Raw genomic sequence first — 22,056 nt, 5'->3', positions numbered from 1 at the left:
CGGCCCCCGCGAGGCGCCCGCCGCCCGGACCCGCCGGGCCCACCGGCACCAACCGGCCCCCGGCCCCTTGACATCGGGCCCACCGCATCGGGTGCACCGGGCCCCCGCCCCCGCCGGACCGCTCAGCCGGCCTCGGCCGCGCACTCCGCCGAGAAGTCGCAGAGCGCCGAACGGTCCGGCCGCCCGGTCTTGTTCAGCAGGCTGGCCATGTGCTTCTCCACCGTGCGCGGCGAGATGGAGAGCCGCCGGGCGATCTGCTGGTTCCCCGGCCGCTCCGCGAGCAGCACGAACACCTCGTACTCCCGGGGCGTCACCCCGCTGGTGCGCAGGGACACCGGGATCCGGTCCCGGCCGTCGCGCCGCTGCGGCACACTCGCCCCGGCCCGCCGCAGCGCGGCCCGGCAGGCGGCGGCCACCGGCCGGACACCGGCGCCGTGGAAGTACTCCTCGGCCGTCCGCAGCCACCCCACCGGCTCGCCCCAGCCGTCCGCCAGCCCCGCCTCCGCTGCCAGCCGCAGCGCCAGATGCCGGACCACCGGGAACGGTCCCGCGGCCCGCTGTGCCTCCGCCAGCGCCCGTGCCGCGCCGCCCGGATCGCCCTCCCGGCCCCGCAGCACCGCGTCCGCCACCCCCAGGAACGACCGGTTCCAGGCCAGCCCGGCCCCCGGTGCCTCCGCCACCGCCGCGTACTCCTCCCGGCCCGCCGCCCCGGACAGCACCCGCAGCAGCGGACGCAACCCCCAGCGCCCGCCGAGGTAGTAGAGACTGGGGTGCGCCGACTCCCACTCCAGCGCCGCGTCCAGCTCGGCCAGCGCCCGCGCCCGGTCCTCCTCCAGCAGCGCCCCCACCGCCCGGCACAGCCCCCGCTCCAGCGGCACCAGCGGGGACTCGTCGCCGCCCGCCCGGCGCAGCCGCGCCAGTGCCGCGTCCCGCTCCCGGCGGTGCCCCCGGTGGGCCGCCAGGGTGGCGTCGGCCAGGAGCAGATAGCGGTGCGCCCCGAGGTTGCGCACCCGGGCGCTCGCCTCCACCGAGCCGTCCACGATCTCCCGCGCCCGCTCCCACCGCCCGCACAGCACGGCGTTCATCGCCAGCAGCCCGTCCACGGTCTGGGTCAGCGCCAGCGCCCCCACCTCCCGCGCCGCCGCCCGCGCCGTCTCCAGCCGGGCCGAGTCCCCGGTCCGCATGAACGCGTTGGCCCCCAGCCGGATCAGCGCCTCCACCCGCCACACCGGCAGCCGGTGCTGTTCCGCGATGGCCAGCATCCGCTCCAGACAGGCGTCCGCCTCGTCGAAGCCGTGCTCCCGCTCCAGCAGGGCGAGCAACTGCCACGCCTGGCAGGCCACCACCGGCAGCCCCTGCGCCCCGGCCACCTCCGCCGCCCGCCGGGCCCGTTCCCCGGCCGCCGCCCGCCGGGCCCGCTCGCCCGCCGCTGCCTCGTCCCGGGCCGTGTCCCGCCCTCCGCCGGCACCGTCGTCGCCCCGGTCCGGGAGCAGCGCCAGATGGCCCTCCACCACATCGAGCGCCGCCTCCTGACCGGGCAGCGGCGCCGGTCCCAGCAGGGCGCGGGCCGCGGCGATCTGCCGGGCCGCCTCCTCCCGCTGCTCGGCCATCACCGCCGCCCAGGCGATCCGGGTGTGCGCCCGCGCCCGCTCCCCGGCTGCCGCGGACCGCACCGGCACCGGCGGCAGCTCCCGGGCCAGGGCGAACGCCGTGTCCAGCCGGCCCGCCTCGGCCTGCGCCACCGCCAGCGAGGCGGTGACCCCGGCCCGGTCGCCGTCGGCGGCCAGCCCCCGGGCCCGCTCCAGCACCACCGCCGCCGAGCCGGACGCCCCGGCGGCCAGCAGCCGGTCCCCGGCCCGGGCGAACTGCCGTGCCGCCGCCGCCCGGTCGCCCGAGGCCAGCAGCAGCGCGCCCAGCAACTGCGGCCCGTCATCGGCCGGTTCACCGCCCGCCTCCTCGACGGCCCGCACCGCGCGCCGGGCCAGCGCCGCCCGCTCGGCCGGCAGCAGCGAGGCGAGCAGCGCCTCCGCCGTCAGGGCGTGCCGGAAGGCGTACCGGTCGGGCGCGGCACCGTCGGGCGCGATGATCCCCGCCTCGGTCGCCGACCGCAGATGGGCGAAGAGCGCCCGGTCCGCGAAGCCCGTCACGGTCTGGAGCACGGTCACCGAGAACCGGCCGCCCAGGGTCGCCGCCGTCAGCAGCACCTCCCGCACCGGCTCGTCGCACCGCTCCAGCCGGCGCGCCCAGCTGCGCACCACATCGGTGGGCACCGAGGGCCCCGGCCCGGCCGCGCACTCGGTGTACTCCCAGCCGCCACCGGTGCGTCTCAGCCGGCCCGTCTCCAGCAGATCCGCGAGCAACACCTCGACCAGATACGGGTTTCCGCCCGCGCGGCCGGCCAGCCCGCCGAGCGCGGCCTCCGGTATGCCGCCGGGCTCCGCCTCCAGACAGGCGGCGGCCATCTCCCGGACCCGCGCCTCCCCGAGCGGCGCCAGCTCCCGGACCACGGCGGTGCCGCGCCGCTCCGCCGACCGGGCCAGCTCCAGCGCCGGCCCCGGCTCCGGCCGTAAGGTGCCCACCAGCAGGATCGGCAGGTCCGCCACATTGTCGGCCACGTACTCGACGACCGCGATCGTCTCGGTGTCCGAGTCGTGCAGGTCCTCCAGCAGGATCACACAGCCCCGCTCCCGGCCCAGCACCGACAGCAGCCGCAGCAGCGCCTCCGCCAGCTCCACCACCGACTCCGGGTAGCCGGGCGCCCCGGTCTCCCGCCGCCACTCCGGCACCAGCCGGGCCAACGCGGGGCGGTACGGGTCGAGTTCGGGGTCGGTCGGGGTGCCGGCCGCCCGGAATCGCGACGCCAGTGCCTCCGCCAGCGGCCGGAACGGCACCACCAGACCGGTCGAGGTGGCCCGCCCGCGCAGCACCGGCACCTCGGCGGCGTAGGCGCGGAAGGCGCACTCGGCGGCCAGCCGCGACTTGCCTATCCCGGCCTCGCCGAGCAGAAAGACGGCGCGCCCCGCACGCCGTCCCGCGGCGTCCAGGGCGCTGCCCAGCAGGTCGATCTCGTCGTCCCGCCCCACGATGACCGATGACGTCGCACGCATGGGCGCAGGCTACTGGAGCGCCCGGCGGTGCGGCAGGGCCCGAAGGGCCCCCGGCCGCCGTGTGGTTGATCCGGCGATCCGGCGATCCGGCGGGATCACGCGCGTCCGGCGGGACCCCGTGTCCTCGCACCGGACCACGGGAGAAGGGCCGTCCGAACCGGGGGAGCCGGTCAGACGGGGATGGTCATGGTGGTGTACGGCACGTCGTGGCTGTATCCGGCGGTGCCGTCGGAGGCGCTGAGCAGCCGGCTGCGCAGCCCCAGGGCGCCGCCGAGCGCCAGCGTCACCCGGCCCGCCGGGTGCTCGGGAGCGGTCTCCTCGGCGGCGGCCGGTGCGACGTACATGGCCGGTTCGCTGATCTGCATGGTCCCTGCCTCATCGGGTGGTGGGATGGACGGTGAAGGAACGATACGGAAACGGTGCGGATCCGAGCGGTACGCGGTACGGGTCCGGCGGTGGGCGGTACGGGTCCGGCGGCGGGCGCCCGTCAGGGCGGTGCCTGCCCGGTGACGGGGGCCGGGAGCCGGGCCGCACCCGGGTCCGGGCGCGGCGGCGGAGCCGTACGGGACACCCCGCCGGGCCCCGGAGCGGTGCCCGCCGGCGTGAGCGGGCCGGGGGCCCCGGCCGGACCGAGCAGCAGCACCGACGGCACCCGGTCCGGGAACCCGGCCCGCAGCAGTCCGAGGCCGGTCCCGGCCAGCCCGGTCAGCAGCCCCGGGTGCGGAACCCCGCCCGGGGTGCCGCAGCGCGGCCCGGCCTCCTCGGCCGCCGCCAGCAGCGCCCCCGCCCGGCGCACCCAGTACGGCCGCGCCTCCGGCAGGGCACCGTGCCCGAGCAGCTCCAGCACCCCGGCCTCCCCGTGGCAGAGGCTGTCGTCCGGCGCCGGACCGCCCCGGCAGAGCGCGGCGGTGGTACGGCGGGCCCAGGCCGCCAGCTCCGGATCGGCCAGCGCCGCCGGGCTGTCCGCGATCGCCAGCGCCACCCCGGTACGGCCCCGGCACCAGGAACCGGTCCGGTCCAGGTCCGGTGAACCGGCCGCCGACCGCAGCGCCGCCAGCCCCGCGTCCCGGTGCCGGGCGCTCCCGGCCGCCGCCGCGTAGCGCAGCAGCGCCCAGCCGATCCCGGCCGCGCCCTCCGCGAACCCCGGCTCCCCGGCCGGGCCCGCCGCCAGCAACCGGTCGGCGCACTCCCCGGCCGCCCGCCACCACTCGGTCCGGCCCTCCGCCCGGCAGGCGGCGGTCAGCACCGCGAGGCCCCCGGCCGTACCGGCCCGGACGCCGTGCTCGCCCTCGGCCAGGGCGGCCGCGCCGGCCAGCCGCAGCGCCGGCCCGGCCAGCTCGGCGGTCCGCGAGTCGTCCAGCAGCCGGGCCACCCCGGCCAGCGCGTACGCGATGCCGCCCAGCCCGGCGAACGCCCCGGACCCGACCGCCGTCACGTCCGCCGGCCGCTCGTGCAGCGCGTCCAGCAGCCCGGCGACCGGCGCCAGGGCCGCCCCGGCCCCCTCCGCGTACCGCTCCGCCCCGGTGAGCGCGGCCAGTTGGGCGAGGAAGAGCGCCGGTCCCGGATAGCCGCCCGCGAGGTCGCCGGCCATCGGGCCGACCCGCCACCAGCGCTCACCGAGCAGTTCGAGCCCGATCCAGTTGGTCCGGCCGCCGTTCCGGTACGCCCCCGCCAGCAGCCGGTCGCCCACCGAACGGGCCGCCGACAGCAGCCGTTCCGGCTCCGGCGCGGCATCCGCCGTCCGGGTCCGCCGGGCACCGGCCGGCCGGTGCGCGGGCTCGGGCGAGGCGCCGGCCATGGCCGCCCGGATGAGCCACTCCTGGTCCTGGCGGTCCACCGTGTCCAGCGCCGCCACCTTCGCCGCCGCCCGCGCCAGCCCGCTCTCCGCGAGCCCCGGCAGTCCGCTCCCGACGAGCCCCGGCACATCGCCTTCCGCGCGTGCGGGCAGCCCGGACCCGCCCGGAAGACCACCGGCCCCCGAGCCCCACAGCCGTGTCCCGCCCGGCCGGGTGGTGAAGAGCGGCACATCACCGGCCCAGAGCTGGGCCGTCTCGTCGTCCTCCAGGCCCGGGAACCCGGCCGCGCCCAACTCCCCGGTGCGCAGCGCCCCGAAGACCTCCTGCCGGGCGGCGGCCTCGCGCAGCAGATCGGGATGGGTCGACTCGTCCAGCAGCGTGCTGTAGATCCAGGTCGGCCGGGCCACCACCCGCACCTCGTCCCCGGCGAACAGCTCAAGCAGCCCGCCCGGGCCCAGCAGTTCCTCCCGGGCCCCGGCGAGCGCGGTGTACGCCGCCCGGAACCCCTCGCAGAGCGCGTCCGTGTACGCCGCCGGGGAGACGCTCCGGCCGTCCAGCCGGGGGCGGTTGGCCGACTCCGCGAACCGCCCGGGCCGCCGCACCAGCCGCATCCGGTCGGTGCCCGCGTCCGCCCAGTCCGCCCGCGCCACCGGCGAGACCGCCGCCCGCCCGCCGCCCGCCGCCGACATGTCCAGCGCGCTGTCGTCCCCCACCAGCAGCTGCGGCAGCAGCCCGACCCGGTGCACCGAGGCATGGAGGGCCGCCGCCGCCGGATCCCCGGGCCCGGTGGCGGAGGGCGGTGGGGGGAACGGCGGATGGAACAGCGTCTCCACGTCCACCAGCACCGGGTGCTCACCGCAGGCGATCAGGTTCTCGTGGTGCAGATCGGTGCCGTCCAGTACGTGCAGCAGCGCCAGCAGCGCTCCCTGCCGCCGGTAGAACACCGCCACCCGCGCCGCCGAGGCGCAGGGCCGGGCCGCCATGAACTCCGTCCAGCCGTACGCCCCCCGGTCCAGCACCGCCGGGGTGCGCAGCTCCGGCACCCCGGGCAGCTTGCCGAACCAGGAGACCAGCTCGTTGAAGTGCCGGTGCGCGGCGAGCGGCCGGGGCTTGTAGACCAGCCGGGAGCCGTCCGCGAACCGCAGCAGCATCACACTCCGGCCGTCGCGGTGGCCGTCCCCCGCGCCCGCGACCACCGAGACCAGCCGCCCCGGGCTCCGGCCGCCCGCACCGGACGGACCGCCCGGCAGCGCCGGCCGGTCGGCGGCCAGCCTGCGGAGCATCTCCGCCAGCGCGGCGACGGCGTCGACGGCCGCCCGGCCGAGCAGCCGGCCCAGCACCGGATAGCCGCCCAGCAGCGCCGCGAGCCCCGCCCGGCCCCCGGTGCGCCGCAGAAAGTCCCGGAACCGCGCCCGGGTGTCCGTACCGCCCAGCAGCCCCGCCGCGCCGGCCCGGTGCAGCTCCAGCACCAGGGTGCGGGCCGCGAGAGCGGCCAGCCGCCGCCCGAGCCGCCGCTCGAAACCGTCCCGGACCGCCAGTACGTCGACCAGCTCGCGCACCTCGTCGGGGAGGTCCCGGGCCAGCCGGTCCCCCGCGCCGGCCGTCAGGGGGGCGAGCAGCCGTACGAAACCGGTCAGGCCGGGGTGCTCCTCCTCGGGGACCACGGCCTCCTCGGGCGCCGACGCCACCGTCTCCCGGACGAAGGCGGCCCAGTCCGGCTCGGCGCCGGCCGGCTCGCCGGGCAGCAGTGCCGGTGTCCACCACCGCCCGGCGAGCCCGTGGCACCCGCTCCCGGCCGTTCCGCCGGGAGCCGCCGCGCGCGGACCCGGGCCCGGCCGGACGGGCTCCGCGCGATCGCCCGCCGGACGCTCCCCGCCTGCCGTGTCCGCCGCCGCCATCGCACCTCCTCCGTCCCGCCGGTACCGGTCCGAGCCGGCCGGCCACGCCGCTCATCATGGCGCCTCCACCGGGCGGCGGGCATGGGGGAGTGGCCCCCATGTTCCGCCCGGCGCACCCACCCCGGGGCGCGCTCCCGGCGCGCCGCCCCCGAAGATCCCCGGGCGCCCCCGGCCGCCGTCCCTGTACCCGAGGACTCCGGCCGTCGTCCCCGTGTCCCCGAAGATCTTCGGCAGCCGCCCCTCGGGGCCCCGGCCGTCGTCACCGCCGCCACCGGGCGCGCCCGCCTCGCCCCGCAGCCGGCTGTCGCCCCCGCAGCCGTCCCGTCCGCCGTCCCCGTCCCCCTCCCGAAGGCCCCCGGCCGCCGTTCCCGTCCCCGGAAAGCCCCGGCCGTCCCCGTTCCCGAAGATCCCTGGCCGCCTCCTCCCGGGGCCCTGGCCCTCGCCCCCGTGGCGGCAGGGCCCGCCGTCGGTCCGGCCCGCCCCGGCTCCGGCGGCCGGTTCCGCTCGCCGCCCGTACCCCCGTGGCATGCGCTCCGCCCGCCGGGGCACCCGCTTCCCCGTCCGACGCCCGGCCTCCTCGGCCCCCTTTCCCCCGACGCCCCCGCCCCCGGACCGACCGGGTCCACCGGACCGACCGGACCGGCGCCCGGGGCCGACCGGCCCTCCCCGGCGGGGACCGGACCCGGCATGCTGATCACCACACGGCCCCGTCCCCCCGACCGGGCCCCATCCCGTACGGAGGCAGACCCATGACCCGCGCCGTGGCAGTCGGAGTGGACGGATCGCCGGAGAGCCTGGCGGCGGCCGACTGGGCCGCGCACGAGGCGGCCCTGCGGGGCGTACCGCTGCGCGTCGTGCACGCCTGGTCCTGGCAGCCGCTGGACGTCCCCGTGGTCCAGGACCGCGAGGCCGAGGCGGAGTCGGCCCGCGCGGTGCTGGCGGAGGCCGCGGCCCGGGTGGGCGGCCGGCACCCCGGTCTCGACGTCACCACCGAGCTGCTCGCCGACGCGGTCGTGCCCGGCCTGCTCGCCGAGGCCGGGCGCTCCGAGGTGCTGGCCCTCGGCACCCGGGGCCACGGCGCCCTGATGGGCTTCCTGCTCGGCTCGTACGGCCAGCAGGTGATCGCCGGCGCCACCCGGCCGGTGGTCTCGGTCCGCGCCCGCGACGGCGGCACCACCGTCCCGGCGGAGGGCGAGATCCTGGTCGGCCAGCAGGGTTCCCCCGAGGACAGCGCGGCGGTGCTGGGCTTCGCCTTCGCGGAGGCGGCGGCCCGGGGCGCCGGCGTCCGCGCGGTACGGGCCTGGAGCCTGCCGCCGCTGTACGCCTGGAGCCCCGGCTCGCTGGCGCTGGCCGACGAGGCGGGCGGCCTGGAACCCTTCGAGCGCAAGGCGCTGCGGGCGGCGCTGGCGCCCTGGCGGGAGCGGTACCCGGACGTGCCGGTGACCGAGCACGTGGAGATCGGCAGCGCGGGACAGGTGCTGCTCTCCGTGGTGGCCCGGGCCCAGCTCCTGGTGGTCGGCCGCCGGGTCCGCCGGGTGCCCGCCGGCGCCCGGGTCGGTTCGGTGGCGCATGCCGCGCTGCACCACGCCCCCTGCCCGGTCGCCGTCGTCCCGCACCCGGCCTGACCCCTCCGGGACCGGGTCCCTCTCCGGCCCGGTCCCGCTTCTGCTGCCGGCCCGGACCCGTCCCCGCCCGCCCTCTTCCGGCCCCGGGCCGCTTCCGGGGCGGGTCCCGGCCCGGGCCTCTTCCGTCCCGCCCCCGCTCCGGCCCGGCCCCCTTCCCGCTCCCCTTCCCCGCCCGCCCGACCGCCTTCCCGCTTCCCGCCCGGGTCCGTTTCCGCCTCCCGTCCCCGCCCGACCGCCCTCCGGCCGGGGCCCTTTCAGGTCTTCGGGGGCCCGCCCCGTCCCCGACCTGCCGGGCCGTCCGCGAGCCCGCCGCCCGGGTCGATAGTGTGGACCCCGGGCCGGTCGCCGACGGGAAAGGGATGTGTGTGGGCGTGGAGCAGCCGTTGTCACGGATGCCTCAGATGCGGTTGGACGAGCTGCTGGAGGAGTTGCAGGCACGGATCAACGCGGCGCGCGGTACCCGGGACCGGGTACACAGCCTGCTGGAGGCCGTGGTCTCGGTCGGCCGTGAGCTGGACCTCTCGCAGGTGCTGCGGCGGATCGTGGAGGCCGGGGCGCAACTCGTGGACGCCCAGTACGGGGCGCTGGGGGTGATCGGCCCGGACGGCCGGAGCCTGTCGCAGTTCCTCACCTCGGGCCTGACCGAGGAGCAGATCGCCAGGATCGGCCCGCTGCCGGCCGGCCACGGCCTGCTGGGCGAGCTGATCCGGCACCCGGAACCACTGCGCCTCTCGGACCTGGGCAAGCACACCGCCTCGTACGGCTTCCCGGCCCATCACCCCCCGATGCGCACCTTCCTCGGGGTACCGATCCGGGTGCGCGACGAGGTGTTCGGCAACCTCTACCTCACCGACAAGCGGGGCGGCCTCGACTTCGACGCGGAGGACGAGTCGGTCATCACCACCCTCGCCGTCGCGGCCGGCGTGGCGATCGACAACGCCCGGCTCTACGAGAGTTCCCAGCGCCAGCAGCGGTGGCTCACGGCGAGCACCGAGATCACCAACAGCCTCTTCTCCGGTGACGCCCGCCGCGATGTGCTGGCGCTGATCGCCCGCCGGGCCCGGGAGATCACCTCGGCCCGGCTGGCCGATGTCACCGTGCCGGTGCCGGGCACCGGCGACCTGGTGGTCGAACTGGCGGTCGGCGCGGACGACTCCCTGGACGGCCTGGTGCTCCCGGTGCAGGGCACCCTCTCCGGCGCGGCCAGGACCTCGGGCTCCCCGGTCACCTCCGTCTGTCTCTCCCGGGACGACCGCTTCCCGGCGGACCCGCGCCGTGAGCAGGACCTGGGGCCGGCCGTCGCGGTCCCGCTGGGCACGGCCGGCGAGGGCCAGGGCGTGCTGCTGCTGGCCCGGGACGCGGACCAGCCGGTCTTCACCGAGAGCGAGCTGGAATCACTGCTCTCCTTCGCCGGGCAGGCGGCGCTGGCCCTGGAGCTGTCCCAGCGGCGGCGCGACGCCGAGCAGCTGGCACTGCTGGAGGACCGCGACCGGATTGCCCGGGACCTGCACGACCTGGCGATCCAGCGGCTGTTCGCCACCGGCATGACGCTGCAGAGCGCCGCCCGGCTGGTCGAGCACGCGGGCGCGGCGGAACGGGTGAGCCGGGCCGTGGACGACCTGGACGAGACCATCAAGATCATCCGGTCGACGATCTTCGGCCTCCGGGCCCGGGAGGACTCCGCCGCCCCCAGTCTGCGGGCCCGCGCCGCCCGGGCGGTGGGCGAGGCCGGTACGGCGCTGGGCTTCCCGCCCCGGCTCAGCATGGAGGGCCTGCTCGACACCGATGTGCCGGCCGAGGTGGCCGACCATCTGGTCGCGGTCCTGGGCGAGCTGCTCAGCAACGCCGCCCGCCACGCCCACGCCACCCGGGTGGAGGTCGCCCTGCGGGCCACCCCCGGGGAGGTGACACTGACCGTCACCGACAACGGCCGGGGCGTACCGGAGGGCGGCCGGCGCAGCGGCCTGCGCAACCTGGCCGAACGGGCCCAGCAGGTGGGCGGCACCTTCGGGATCGGGGCGCCCGACGGCGGCGGCAGCCGCTTCGTCTGGACCGCGCCGCTCCCCGCGGCGTCCTGACCCACCGCTCCGGCCCGCTGTACGGTCCCGCTGTCCGTCCCGCCACTCCGGCCTGCCGTACGGGTCCCGCCGGCCGGTCCTGTGCCGCGACCCGGTGGCCCGGCCCGGGTCCCGGGCGGCGGGACCGACTCGGCGCCGCTCCGGCGGGGCGTCGGCACCGGTCCCGTACGGCCTCCGCCTGCCTCGGCCGGAAACCGTCACCAGGTCCGGACGGATGATGAGGGCCGCCGCCAGGGGCCGGTCACCGAGGGCCGGAGCGTTCTTCGGCGCCGCTCCGGGGCGACCGGGCCCACCGCCGGCCGGATGCGGCCGGGCGGTGGGCCGTGGCGGCGGCCGGTCCGCCCGTCACGCGTAACTGCACGGGACGTCGCGGTCGACGCCCAGCGCGCGCAGCACCCGGCCCGGCCACCTGGGCACCCGGCACAGCCGCAGCCGGGTGCCCGAGCGCGCGCAGCGCCGGTGAAGCCGGACGAAGAGATCGGCGCCCGAGCTGTCGCAGAAGGTCACGGCGGTCATGTCCACCAGCAACTCGTCTCCCGAGTCCTCGGTGAGCAGCCGGTCGAGCGCCGGCTCCAGCCAGCCGACGGTCTCGATGTCGAGCTCCCCCGCCAGGGCGACCGCGACGGTGGCGCCGTCCGGTCGTTCGGCGGTCAGCGAGAGCGGAGTACGGGACATGGCAGCCTCCACGGGGTCGTACGGCCCGCCGGTGTCTCGCCGGGCGAGTCCGGCCGGACGGTGGAGAGCGGACAGGACGCTCGGTGCCGGCCGTGCGACGCCCGGCCGTCCACCCACCCCATCAGGAGCCGGGACCCACCGGGAGGTCCGCAAGGCCCCGGGACGGGGCCGAAGGTCCCGACCACCCGCCGCCCGAGGCGTGCCCGCTGCCCGCTGCCCGGAGCCGCACCCGCACGGCCCCCCGGGGCCCGGTGCCGTACGCGCACGGCCGCGCGAGGTCAGGGGGCCTATAGGTCCGGTCCACCCGTCCTCCGTCCGTCGCGATCTCCGGCACACCGGAAGCGAACTCGCCCCCCGGGAAACGGCTTCGCGGTCCGCCCCGACCGCGCGGCCCCCCGGGTCCTCCGCGCGATCCCGGAGCCGGACGAGGCCCGCCGCGGCCTGAGTGGGCGTATGGCGGGCTTCAACGGCTCACTCACCGGCCGGAGTCGGGTGAGATGACGGGCAACCACCCTGTCTGCCGGGGCCGTTCCGCTGGTGATCTGTTCCTCCGGGGCGCCGGGCGGTCCCGGCGAGCGGGGTGGGCGGACCATCGGGCCTCCCCGCGCGGGACGCCGGTCGCCCTGAAGGCGGTCCGGCGGCGGCGGTACGCCGACGACCCGGCTCCGGGAGCGGTCGCGGCGCGGGGCCGGGATCGCCCGGCGGGTGGGCGGCCCCTGGATGGTGCCGCCGGCGGCCGCCGGGCCGCCCGGCTCACGCCCCGGCCACCAGCATCCCGCCCGTCGCCAGCATGGTCGCGGCCACCAGGCCGTCCAGCACCCGCCATGCCTTCGGACGGGAGAGCAGCCCGCTCAGCAGCCGGGCGCCGTATCCGAGTGCCGAGAACCAGAGGAGGCTGGCGAGCGCGGCGCCCACCCCGAACACCCAGCGCCCCGGGCCGTGGTCCGAGGCCACCGAGCCGAGCAACAGCACGGTGTCCAGGTAGACATGGGGGTTGAGCCAGGTCATGGCGAGACAGCTGAGCACCGCCGCCCGGCCCGAGCCCGAGGCGGCGCCCCGGCCGTCCAGGGCCGCCGCCCCGGCCGCCGGGCGCAGGGCCCGCCGCGCCGCCAGCAGGCCGTAACAGAGCAGGAAGGCGCCGCCCGCCAGCCCGACCGCCGTCAGCGCGGCGGGCCACGCGGTGACCACGGCCCCGACCCCCGCCACCCCCAGGGCGATGAGGGCCGCGTCCGACACGGCGCAGATCGTCACGACCCACAGGACGGCGTGCCGGTGCGCTCCCTGGCGCAGCACGAAGGCGTTCTGCGCCCCGATGGCGACGATGAGGGAGAGTCCGGTGCCGAAGCCGGCCAGGGCCGTGGTGAGGATGCCGTAGGTCATGCGGACGACGGTAGGGAGCCGCCGCAAAACAGTACAGCTAAAGATTCTTACGTATCATTAGCGGCTGTGATGGACGAGCTGCCCCTGGACCAGGTCAGGACCCTGCTCGCCGTGGTGGACGAAGGCACCTTCGACGCCGCGGCGGCCGCCCTGCATGTCACGCCCTCCGCGGTGAGCCAGCGGGTCAAGGCCCTGGAACAGCGCACCGGCCGGGTGCTGGTCACCCGGACGAAACCGGTGCGCCCCACCGAATCCGGCCGGATCGTCGTACGGTTCGCCCGGCAACTGGCCCGGCTGGAGCGGGACGCCCGCGCCGAACTGGGCCTCGACGACGCCCGGGGCCCGGCCCGGCTGCCCATCGCGGTGAACGCCGACTCGCTCGCCACCTGGCTGCTGCCCGCGCTGACCCGGGTGCCGCAGGACCCGCCGATCTGTCTGGAGCTGCGCCGCGAGGACGAGGCCCATACGACGGCACTGCTGCGGGAGGGCCAGGTGATGGCGGCGGTGACCTCGTCCCCGGACCCGGTGGCGGGCTGCACGGTGCGCCGCCTCGGACTGGCCCGCTATCTCCCGGTGGCGAGCCCCGCCTTCACGGCCCGGCATCTGACCGGGTCCCCGGACCAGGATCTGCGGGACGCCCCGGTGATCGTCTTCGACCGGCGCGACGACCTCCAGGACGCCTTTGTACGCTCCCTCTCCGGCGGTGCCTCGGGGGCGAGCCGGGTGCGCCACTGCGTGCCCACCTCGGAGGGGTTCGCGGACTCGGTGGTGGCCGGTCTCGGCTGGGGTCTGGTACCGGAGCCGCAGGCCCGGCCCCTGTTGCGCGCCGGCGCCCTGGTGCCGCTCGCCGAGGCGCGGCCGGTGGACGTCCCGCTCTTCTGGCAGCAGTGGAAGCTGGACTCGCCGGCGCTGGCCACGGTCGCCCGGGTGGTCACCGAGGCCGCCGCCCGGGCCCTCCGCGAGCCGGGGACGGCCGGCTGAGGAGCCGATGGCGGGAGTGCCGGCGGCGCTGGCTACCGTAGCGCCATGATCAACGCCGAGGATGTCCGCCGCATCGCCCTGTCCCTCCCCGAGACCGTGGAGAAGGAGGCATGGCGCATGCCCACCTTCCGGGTGGCCGGGAAGATGTACATCACCGTCCCCGACGACCAGACCTCGTTCGCGGTGCGCTGTCCCCGGCACGAACGGGCCGAACTGATCGCCGCCGAGCCGGAGAAGTTCTGGGTGCCGCCGCACGAGGCCGCCTCGGCGTGGGTGCGGGTACGGCTCGCCGCGCTGGAGGACCTCACCGAGCTCCGCGACATCCTGGTCGACTCCTGGTGCCAGGCCGCCCCGGACCGGCTCACCGAGGCCCACCCCGGGCTGCGCCCCGGGTCCCCGGCGGCGGACTGACCTCCCGGCCGGTCCCGGAGGAGCGCGGACCGGTTGCGCGAATGATCTTCGGCTGCGTACTGTCCCGCACGGACGTCGTACGGCCTCTCCCGGGGCCGCCCGTTCCCGCCTTCTCCCTCCGAGCGGGCCCGCGCCGTCCCGCAGGGTGGCGCTCGCGCCACCGCCACGGGGTCAGAGAGTGAGCACACCGATGCAGCCGACGTTCGTCCTGGTTCACGGAGCCTTCGCGAGCTCCTTCTCCTTCGCGCCCCTCCAGGCCGAACTCGGCCTGCTCGGACACCGTTCGGTCGCCGTCGACCTGCCGGGACACGGCTTCGGGGCGAGCTGTCCGCGCGCGTACCAGGCGCCGCAGAACCTCGAAGAGTTCGCCGGCGCACCCGGCTCCATCAAGGGGGTCACGCTCGCCGACAACGCGAACCACCTGATCGGAATCCTCGAACGGGCCAAGGACAACGGCCCGGTGATCCTGGTGTCGCACAGCCGTGGCGGCATCACGGCCACCGCCGCGGCCAACACCCGGCCGGACCTGATCGACCGCATCGTCTACGTCTCGTCCTGGTGCCCGGTCACCCTGGACGTGGGCGACTACTACGCCGAGCCGGAGATGGCCACGGTGGACACTGCCGCCCTGGCCTTGGCGCTGGCCGGGAATCCGGGCGAACTCGGCCTGCTCCGCGTCAACTTCCGCACCGCGGACGCCACCGCCCTCGCCGCCTTCAAGGCGGCCTTTCTCGCGGACGGCACCGACGACGAGTTCCTGGTCCTCCTCAACTCCTTCCAGCCCGACGAGAACCTGGACACCGGCACCTCCGCCGACCGGGCGCAGGCGGCGACCTGGGGACGCGTCCCGAAGACCTATGTGCGGCTGGCCGACGACGCGAGCCTGCCCCTCGCCCTGCAGGACCGGCTGATCCGGGAGGGCGACGCGCTGACGCCGGACAACCCCTACGACGTCCGCACCCTTCCGGGCAGCCATCTGAAGTGGCTGCTCGACCCCGCTCCGGCGGCCCGGCTCCTGGGCGAACTCGCCGCGCTCACGGCCCGGTCCGCCTGATCCCGGGCGGAGCGGCGCCACCCCGGAAGGCGCCCGGGGGGAAGCCGCCACCCATCCCCTTCGAAGCGATTCCCTTCGAAGGGCCGCGGGGCCGCGGGGGTCGCGGGGACGCGAGAGGCCACGGGGCGGGGCCGTCGCCGCAACGGCTGTCAGTGGCTCCTGACAGGATCCCGGGCATGCGACCTCTGCTCCTCGCCGACATAGAACACGCCGTACGCGCCAGCTGGAGCGCCGAGACATGCACGCCCGAGTTCCGGGCGCGCTGGACCGGGGACAACCCGGCCCGGGACCAGTGCGGGGTGACCGCGCTGGTTCTGGGCGATCTGCTGGGCGGCGCGCTGATGCGCGGCGAGGTCCATGTCGGCGGAGTGCGCGTCGACTTCCACTGGTGGAACCGCCTGGAGCCGGGGATCGAGATCGACCTCACCCGGGAGCAGTTCGCACCGGAGGAGACCGTCACCGAGGGCGTCGTCGTCCCCCGCCCGCCCGTCACCGAGCTGCGCCGGCTGCGCGAGGAGTACGAACTCCTGCGCACCCGCGTCCTGGAGAAGCTCGGGCTGCCGAACACCCCGGTGCGGTGAGGCCGGCCCGGCACCGGACGGGCTGCGGGCGCCCGGGACGGCCACCGCCGCCCCCGCGCACCGGTGAGGAGGCGAGCCGCCCCTGGCTCCGCCGCACGGCTGAGGAGGCGGGCCGCCCGGCCGCCCCCGGCCCGGCGGCGGAAGGCCGGGGGCACCCCACGGCGGGGGCCGGTCCATCTCACGCCGAAGGCCCAGGGCGTCCGACGCCCACTCAGGGGCGGGGACTGGATCCCACCCGGGGCCCCTGATGGTCCCGGCGCCGCCCGGGGCCCCGGCACCGCCCATGGTTTCCGGGCTCGCGGGGCGCCGCCCGGGTCGGGCCCGGGCGGCGCCCCGCCCACTCGCCGGATCCGCCTCACCCACCATCCGCCGTGGTGAGCCCGCCCCATGGCCGGCGGGCCGCTCCGGGCCGGTCCCCCGGCCCGGCGGCGGTCGGCCCGGCCCATGCGCCGGACCCCCTCCTCACCCGCGCCCCGCCGCGCTGAGCCCGTCCCGCAGCCGGCGGGCCTGCGCCGCGAACCGGGAGGAACCGGTCCGCCCGGCCGCCGCGTCGAGTCCGGCCGGTACCGGTCCGGTGGCACCGCACCGTTCGACGCAGTCGGCGGCCACCGCCAGCAGCTCGCCCGCCCCACTCGGCACGGAGCCGGGCTTCTCGCCCTGTCCGGCCCCGCCCTGTCCGGCCCCGCCCTGTCCGGCTCCGCCCTGTCCGGCCCCGCCCTCCACCGGCAGCAGGGCCGGCAGCGCGGGAGCGAGCACCGCCCAGGTGGTGGCACAGGCGCCGGTGGCCGCCGCCGTACGCGCCGCGTCGGCCAGCCGGTTCGGCTTGACGGTGCCCATCCCGATCAGCTCGGCCAGGTCCCGGCCGACCCGAGCGGCGTCCAGCTCGCCCCGGGCCGCCAGCACCAGCAGCGCGTCGACCGCCGCGAGCCGGTCCTCCGGGTGCCGGGCGCCCAGTCCGGTGGCGACCGCCAGATGCAGCACCGGGCCGGCCTCGCCGCCGAGTTCGGCCAGCCGGGGCAGCTCCGCGCAGGCACCGCGCTCCCCGGACACGGCGCAGGCGGTGAACCCGGGCAGCGCCCAGGCGGCCTGGAGCTCGCGGTCCTCGGGCAGTACCGCGCCGCGCAGACCGTCCAGCGAGTCCCAGTGCCAGCAGCGCTCCGTGAGGCCCGTGTGGGCGCGGCCCAGCGTATGGAAGGCCGGCGGGAACTCCCGCAGCGGCAGCAGCCGTTCACGGGTGGCCACCACGACGCGGCGTACCCCCGCGCGGGCCCGCCCCCACAGGTGGCCGGGCCGGTGCGGTGCGGGTTCCTCGACCCGGCGCTCCAGCCGGTCCGCCGCGTCCCCGGGAGCGACGAGCCACCGCGCCAGCCGGTCGCCCGCCGGGCTGCCGGCCGCCGCGGCCAGGGAGGCGGCGGCCGGGTCGCGCCGCACCCGCAGCAGCGCCTGCGCGAAGTCGGCGGGGGCCGGCTCCAGGCCCAGACGGTGATAGGCGGCGAGCCGCCCGGCCAGCTCCTCCGGCTCGATGGCACCCGTCTCCCAGCTGGGCGTGGCGAGCAGGAACGGCGGCGGAGCGGTCCGCACCCGGTGCGCGACCTCGTACAGCCGCGCCCTGAGCACCCGCTCCAGCGCCTCGTGCGGGCAGTCCCGGCGGCTGCCCTCCGCGATGTCACCGGTCAGGTCGGCCGGCCGCACCCGGCGCAGGACCGCGGCGGCCACCAGCTCCAGCCAGCCAAGGCGACCGGGGTCCACCCGCCCGTGCTCGTCCCGCTCCCAGCGCCACCCGGTGGCGAGCACTGGCTCCAGCGCCTCGGCCAGCGCCGCCCGGTCGCGGTGCGCGTGCCGCACCAGCCCGTCGAGCGCGACCTCGAACCCGGCGGGGTCCGGCCGCCGGGCCCGTACCAGCGCGGCCACCAGCTCCACCGTCTCGGCGACCGTCTCCGGCGCGGGACACAGGCGGCGCGGCACCGGTGCGGGTGGCAGTGTCTCCTCGTACGGCTCCCCGGCGGTAGGGGAGAGGTCCGCACCGAACAGGGCCGCGGCGGCCGGCTGGTGCGCCGGGCTCAACAGGGCCGCTTGCCCGGCCAGTTCCTCCCGCAGCGCGTCGTCCCCGGGCCGGAGATGGCGGGTGACCAGCGCCAGCGCGCGTTCCTGGAGGGCGGTGTCCCCGTGGCCGAAGGCACCGGCCACGGCGGGCAGCAGCACCTGCCGGGCGCCGGGGTCGCGCCGCAGAGCCTTGCCCAACAGCACCAGTTGCGCGCGGACCAGCTTCTTCTCCGGGCGGAACAGCACCGCGTCGGACAGCTCCGCCAGCCGCTCGGCGGTCAGCTCGCCGGCCTCCCAGAGGCGGGTCGCCACCTGCTGGGCCTCGGCCGCCACCGGGGACGGGGCGTCGGCGGCCAGCGCGATCCAGTCGGCCAGGTGCCGCCGCTCCTCCTGCGGTGTGAGTTCCAGCTTCCGGAGAACGGCGGTGAAGACGCGCAGCTGTTGCGGCCGGCCGCCGCGCAGCAGCCGGGCGAGGGTGCTCCGGACCAGCGCGGGCCGCTCCAGGGTGCCGTCCCCGGCGAGCCGGGCGAGCGCCGCCGGCCAGTGCTGCGGCCGCTCCGGGTCGCCGAACCGGACGAGCGCGTCAGCGGGCTCGACGGTCTCGAACAGCCGCGCCACCAGCTCCCGGACGGCGGGTTCCGCGCGCAGCGCGTCGTCGAGCCGCACCCGGTCCCGGTCGCCGTATCCCAGCGCGACCATGGCCGTCGCCCAGCCGCGGACGAACGCATCGGTGGTGGGAACCGGGCAGCCGGCCAGCCGGACCAGCCCCCTGATCAGTGGATAGTCCTCCTCGGCGGTGCTCGCCCGGTTCGCCAGCCGGTGCGCCAGATCGCCCAGCCAGGCCGGGTCGCGGTCGGCGTAGAGGGCGAGCAGCCGCTCGGTGGGCAGCCCTTCCCAGTCCCGCAGTTCACGCGCCCCCAGCCAACTGGCCGACGCGGCGGCACCGGTGTGGCAGACCGCGCCGGCGAGCACCAGGGCGACCCGCATGTTCTCGCGCTCTTCCCACCGGTTCCAGCCCAGGGCACGGAACTCCTTGCGGAGACCGGGGAGTTCACGGGCCAGATCGCACCGCTGGGCCGGGGTGAGCCGGGCGGCCAGCGCGGGCACCGCCTGGTGGCGGCCGGCCCGGATCGCAGCGGCGACATACCCGGCCACGCCGTGGGAGACCCCGGACACGGTGCCGTCGCCGGGGGTGTCGGGGGCGCCGGCCGGGCCCGTGGCGACCGTGGCGTCGGCGGGGTGGCCGATGGCCAGGGCGCGGGCGGGGCCGGCGATGAGGGCCGCCTCGGCGCCGGTGGCGGTGTTGGTGTCGGCGGTCCGGCTCATCGGGTGGCTCCGGCGGTGGCGGCGGTCGGGGCGACGGGAGCGCCGGCGGCGCGCCGCGCGATACGGACGGCGAGCGCGTGCTTGCACGGGCCCCGCCGGCCCCGGTACTCGGCCCACCAGAGGCAGGTGCAACTCAGGACGGAGCCCGCCGACTCGCGGACCTGGTAGCGCTGTTCGCCGGAGACCACCTGCGCGAGGCCGCCGCCGCCCAGCGTCACGGCACCCTCCGCCACCAGGGCGCGGGCGGCGGTGAGCCGCGGGTTGTGGCGCTCGGCGCGCCCGGCGTCGTACGGCAGCTCGCGATGGAAATAGGCCGCGTCGGCCATGTCGTAACCGACCCGGCCGGCCGTGCCCAGCCGGGCCAGCGCGGCGCGCACCCGGGCGACGCCCAGGCCGGACTGCCCGGCCAGGTCGGCGGGGTCGATCCGGGGCTCCCAGGCGAGCAGGACGGACACCAGCTCCGCGTCCCCGGCCGCCTCGTCGGTGGCCAGCGCCTCCAGCACCCCGCCCTCGCCGGAGAACCCGCGAGCGGGGTCCGGCGACAGGGTCAGTGTGAGCCGCATCCCGGGCAGGGACACCTCCCAGGCGCTGGAGGTGGCCGCCCCGTCGGGCACGGCGGGCCCGTACACCCGCAGTCCGGTGGCGTGCCGCAGCACCCGCTGGAGCGCGGCCAGCCGCTCCGGGCCCGGCAGGCAGACGGCGCCGGGGACGGGGCGGGTGGTGGGGCGCAGCGTACGGCCGGCCGCCACCACCCACATCGGGCCGCGCGCCGACGCGGAGCCGGCGGCGGTACGCGGCAGCGAGCGCAGGAAGCGCACCGCCTCGGCCGCGTCCAGTTCGGCGCGCAGGTCGAAGCCGGCGCAGACCACCTGGGACTCGGCGAAGCCGCGCAGCCAGCGATCGGGCAGCGGCACCTTCTTCTCCACCACCGGGCCGTCCAGGGTGGCGACCGCCAACTCGTCCGGACCGACCCGCAGATGCATCGGGTCGTCACCGCCGAGCCGTGACAGGGCCTCGCGCAGCGGGTTGTTGACGTCGACATTGGTGGTGCCGTGCCCGGTACCGGCGCCGTCCAGGCCCTCCGGGAGAATGTCGAGGCGGGCGTAGACCCCGCAGCATCCCGAGAACGACTCGAAGCGCAGCCGGTCGCCGTTGCCCGTGACGACCGGATCCAGCGAGGAGCGCAGGGTGCGCTGGTAGTAGCGCGTGCCGGCCACGTCCGCGACGGCCAGCAGCGCGCGGGCGGCCGCCCCGGGAGAGGTCAGGAACCCGGCGAAGAAGGCCGGATGGGCCTCCGCCCCGACCGGTGTCGACCCGCCCGCGGTCTCCAGACCGAGAGCGGCGCCACCGGCCTCGGTGACCAGGGCGGAAGGGCGTGCGTAGGCGTATGCCTGAACGGATCGGCTCATGGTCGGCACGCTAGACGCCACCACTGACAACGTCCCCGGATCCGTGTTTTCACGACGGCCGTTGGCCACCGGCGGCACCGGCCGGGCCGTGGACCGGACCCCGGGAAACGGTCGCGACGCGCGGTGGCGCGGCGCACCACGGCACCGCGCCACCCCGGGAGACCGGACGGAAGGTCAGGCGCCGCTCTGGACGGGCCCGATGAGAGTGCCGGCGGCGACCGCCAGCCTGCCCTCGGCGAAGGACGTGCCGGGAATGTCGCCGCCCGGGGCCCGGAGCGTGAAGGACACCTCGTCCGCGGGGACGCTCCGGGCGTTGTTGGGAACCTGGATGTCGAAGTGCACGGGATGCCCGGGCCCGAAGACCACCTTGGTCCGCTGGTCGCCGTAGTGGCCCGCGGTGACCCGGCTCTGCGAACCGCGGTACGAGAAGTGGACGCCGGCCGGGGAGCCGGCGAGGTCGCACGCCTCGTATCCGCGCGGCGCGGTCAGGGTGACGCGGTAGTGGTGGTGCCCGGCGCTGCCGGGCGCGTCGGTGATCTTCGCGGTGTGGTTGGCCGGACGGCACGCGGATGGGGCGCCGCCGCTCCGCGCGGGCGCGGCCTGCGCGGTGCCCGCCCCCGCGGCACACAGCAGCGCGGCGGCGAGAACGGCGGCGCTCTTCCGGGTGGTACGCATGAACACTCCTAGCCTTGCTTGGCCTTGCTCACTATTGCCTGGCTCGACGGTCCGTCGGAGCGGGTGCCCCGCCAGAATCATGGTCAGTACACCTTTGCCCTGCCGCTACGGGGAAATGCCGTGGATACCCCATACGGCCGGATCTCCTCGCCCCCGCCCCCGGACCGCGGCCGGCCTGTTACCGTGCCGCACCCGACCACCGGAGCCCACCTCTCTCCACCCCTCCCCGGCCTGCCCCGGCGCACCGCGCGACAGGCCCGGCGACCGGGCGAGTCCGGCCCCGGCCCCATGGCGCGCCACGGGAATCGGCGGTCCACGGCGGGCGCGGCCGTACGTTTCACGCCAGACTCGGCAGCATGCGTCCGGGAGATCGAACCCGCGTCCCGCGCCTGCCTCCTCCAGGTGAAACCGCCGGGTGGTGTCATAGGGCGGCACGGACCGGGGAATGTCTGTCTCGGCGGGCCCGGTTCAACCGGCGCGGCTCCCGCCCGGAGTGGTTTCGCAATAGCTTTCCAGCAGGGCCCGCTGCGCCGAATTCATCAGATGGGGCCTCCGGCGTGCCGGGCTCCAGCAGCCGGACAGGACGTACGCCTCGGCGAAGGGTGTTTTCTCCTCGCCGACGATTCCGTGCAACTCGACAGACGACGGCCGGATCCGCAGAACTCGGAGGGATACGCGCAGCGGCGCGGACTGCCAACGGACGAGCCGGTAGTAGCGAATGCGCTGGCGCAGCGTGAGGTGGATCGTCTGGGGCGCGTCCGGCGCCCCGGGGGCCGGCGATTCCGCGAGTTCTCTGACCAGGGCGCCTCGCGCCTCCTCGACATAAGCGGCGATCGTGGCGTCGCCGACCACTCCGAAGGCGTTCACGTCGGACCAGCGAACTTCCACGTGGTGAATGAACGCTTTGTGGTGAATGAACGCTTTCACGGATGTTTCCCCTTCTCGCGTCCTGGGGCCGGTTTTCCCGAACTACCCCTGTTCTGCGGCGGTTATCCCTTTCCCATGACGTAGGTGCGG

Annotated in this window: 15 protein-coding genes; 6 read left to right on the top strand and 9 right to left on the bottom strand. The window is 77.2% G+C overall.

Translation table 11 applies throughout. The features are described 5' to 3' along the window. Positions 1–122: 122 nt before the first annotated feature. The 3 genes from NX801_RS13760 to NX801_RS13750 all read right to left on the bottom strand — a co-directional run bounded on the left by NX801_RS13760 (position 123) and on the right by NX801_RS13750 (position 6,801). On the bottom strand, positions 123–3,107 hold the full coding sequence (locus NX801_RS13760) for a helix-turn-helix transcriptional regulator (protein ID WP_258787969.1): 2,985 nt from the start codon (positions 3,105–3,107) through the stop codon (positions 123–125). Between the two features lie 170 nt (positions 3,108–3,277). Beyond that, positions 3,278–3,472 (bottom strand): hypothetical protein, encoded by a 195-nt coding sequence (locus NX801_RS13755; RefSeq protein ID WP_258787968.1) that lies wholly within the window; start codon positions 3,470–3,472, stop codon positions 3,278–3,280. Positions 3,473–3,594: 122 nt separating this feature from the next. Continuing rightward, positions 3,595–6,801, bottom strand: coding sequence for a type 2 lanthipeptide synthetase LanM family protein (locus NX801_RS13750; protein WP_258787967.1), 3,207 nt, complete (start codon positions 6,799–6,801; stop codon positions 3,595–3,597). Positions 6,802–7,550: 749 nt separating this feature from the next. Between NX801_RS13750 and NX801_RS13745 the strand changes: the two genes are divergently transcribed. After that, positions 7,551–8,426: a universal stress protein gene (locus NX801_RS13745; protein WP_258787966.1), complete on the top strand. Its 876-nt coding sequence runs from the start codon at positions 7,551–7,553 to the stop codon at positions 8,424–8,426. Positions 8,427–8,827: 401 nt separating this feature from the next. Continuing rightward, on the top strand, positions 8,828–10,504 hold the full coding sequence (locus tag NX801_RS13740; protein WP_309505829.1) for a sensor histidine kinase: 1,677 nt from the start codon (positions 8,828–8,830) through the stop codon (positions 10,502–10,504). A gap of 345 nt (positions 10,505–10,849) precedes the next feature. Here the strand turns inward: NX801_RS13740 and NX801_RS13735 are convergent, their stop codons facing one another. Together NX801_RS13735 and NX801_RS13730 are read right to left on the bottom strand one after the other, a co-directional pair. Beyond that, the gene (locus NX801_RS13735) at positions 10,850–11,179 is read right to left on the bottom strand and encodes an STAS domain-containing protein (protein WP_258787964.1); all 330 of its coding nucleotides are present in this window, start codon (positions 11,177–11,179) and stop codon (positions 10,850–10,852) included. A gap of 753 nt (positions 11,180–11,932) precedes the next feature. Beyond that, entirely contained in the window at positions 11,933–12,559 is a 627-nt protein-coding gene (locus NX801_RS13730; RefSeq protein WP_258787962.1) for a LysE/ArgO family amino acid transporter, read from the bottom strand. Between the two features lie 69 nt (positions 12,560–12,628). Between NX801_RS13730 and NX801_RS13725 the strand changes: the two genes are divergently transcribed. The 4 genes from NX801_RS13725 to NX801_RS13710 all read left to right on the top strand — a co-directional run bounded on the left by NX801_RS13725 (position 12,629) and on the right by NX801_RS13710 (position 15,586). Continuing rightward, positions 12,629–13,540: a LysR family transcriptional regulator ArgP gene (locus tag NX801_RS13725; protein ID WP_258788095.1), complete on the top strand. Its 912-nt coding sequence runs from the start codon at positions 12,629–12,631 to the stop codon at positions 13,538–13,540. 45 nt (positions 13,541–13,585) lie between these two features. Further along, a complete protein-coding gene (locus NX801_RS13720) occupies positions 13,586–13,951 on the top strand; it encodes an MmcQ/YjbR family DNA-binding protein (RefSeq protein ID WP_258787959.1) in 366 nt (121 codons plus the stop codon). Between the two features lie 190 nt (positions 13,952–14,141). Next, positions 14,142–15,005, top strand: a complete 864-nt coding sequence (locus NX801_RS13715; protein ID WP_258788094.1) for an alpha/beta fold hydrolase — start codon at positions 14,142–14,144, stop codon at positions 15,003–15,005. A gap of 176 nt (positions 15,006–15,181) precedes the next feature. Continuing rightward, positions 15,182–15,586, top strand: a complete 405-nt coding sequence (locus NX801_RS13710) for a YunG family protein (RefSeq protein ID WP_258787957.1) — start codon at positions 15,182–15,184, stop codon at positions 15,584–15,586. Between the two features lie 462 nt (positions 15,587–16,048). Here NX801_RS13710 and NX801_RS13705 read toward each other — a convergent pair whose 3' ends face one another. The 4 genes from NX801_RS13705 to NX801_RS13690 form a co-directional block, all read right to left on the bottom strand. Next, positions 16,049–18,955, bottom strand: coding sequence for a DUF7824 domain-containing protein (locus NX801_RS13705; protein WP_258787956.1), 2,907 nt, complete (start codon positions 18,953–18,955; stop codon positions 16,049–16,051). After that, a complete protein-coding gene (locus NX801_RS13700) occupies positions 18,952–20,364 on the bottom strand; it encodes an SWIM zinc finger family protein (protein ID WP_258787955.1) in 1,413 nt (470 codons plus the stop codon). The genes NX801_RS13705 and NX801_RS13700 overlap by 4 nt, the downstream gene beginning before the upstream one ends. A 174-nt stretch (positions 20,365–20,538) precedes the next feature. Then, positions 20,539–21,039, bottom strand: coding sequence for a DUF4232 domain-containing protein (locus tag NX801_RS13695; RefSeq protein ID WP_258787954.1), 501 nt, complete (start codon positions 21,037–21,039; stop codon positions 20,539–20,541). 468 nt (positions 21,040–21,507) lie between these two features. After that, positions 21,508–21,966: an acyl-CoA thioesterase gene (locus NX801_RS13690; RefSeq protein ID WP_258787953.1), complete on the bottom strand. Its 459-nt coding sequence runs from the start codon at positions 21,964–21,966 to the stop codon at positions 21,508–21,510. Between the last annotated feature and the right edge of the window lie 90 nt (positions 21,967–22,056).

The sequence above is a fragment of the Streptomyces pyxinae genome, from assembly GCF_024756275.1.
Taxonomy (GTDB): Bacteria; Actinomycetota; Actinomycetes; order Streptomycetales; family Streptomycetaceae; genus Streptomyces; species Streptomyces pyxinae.
The sequence above is the reverse complement of the archived record's forward strand: the minus strand, read 5'-3'. Positions and strand labels throughout refer to the sequence as shown.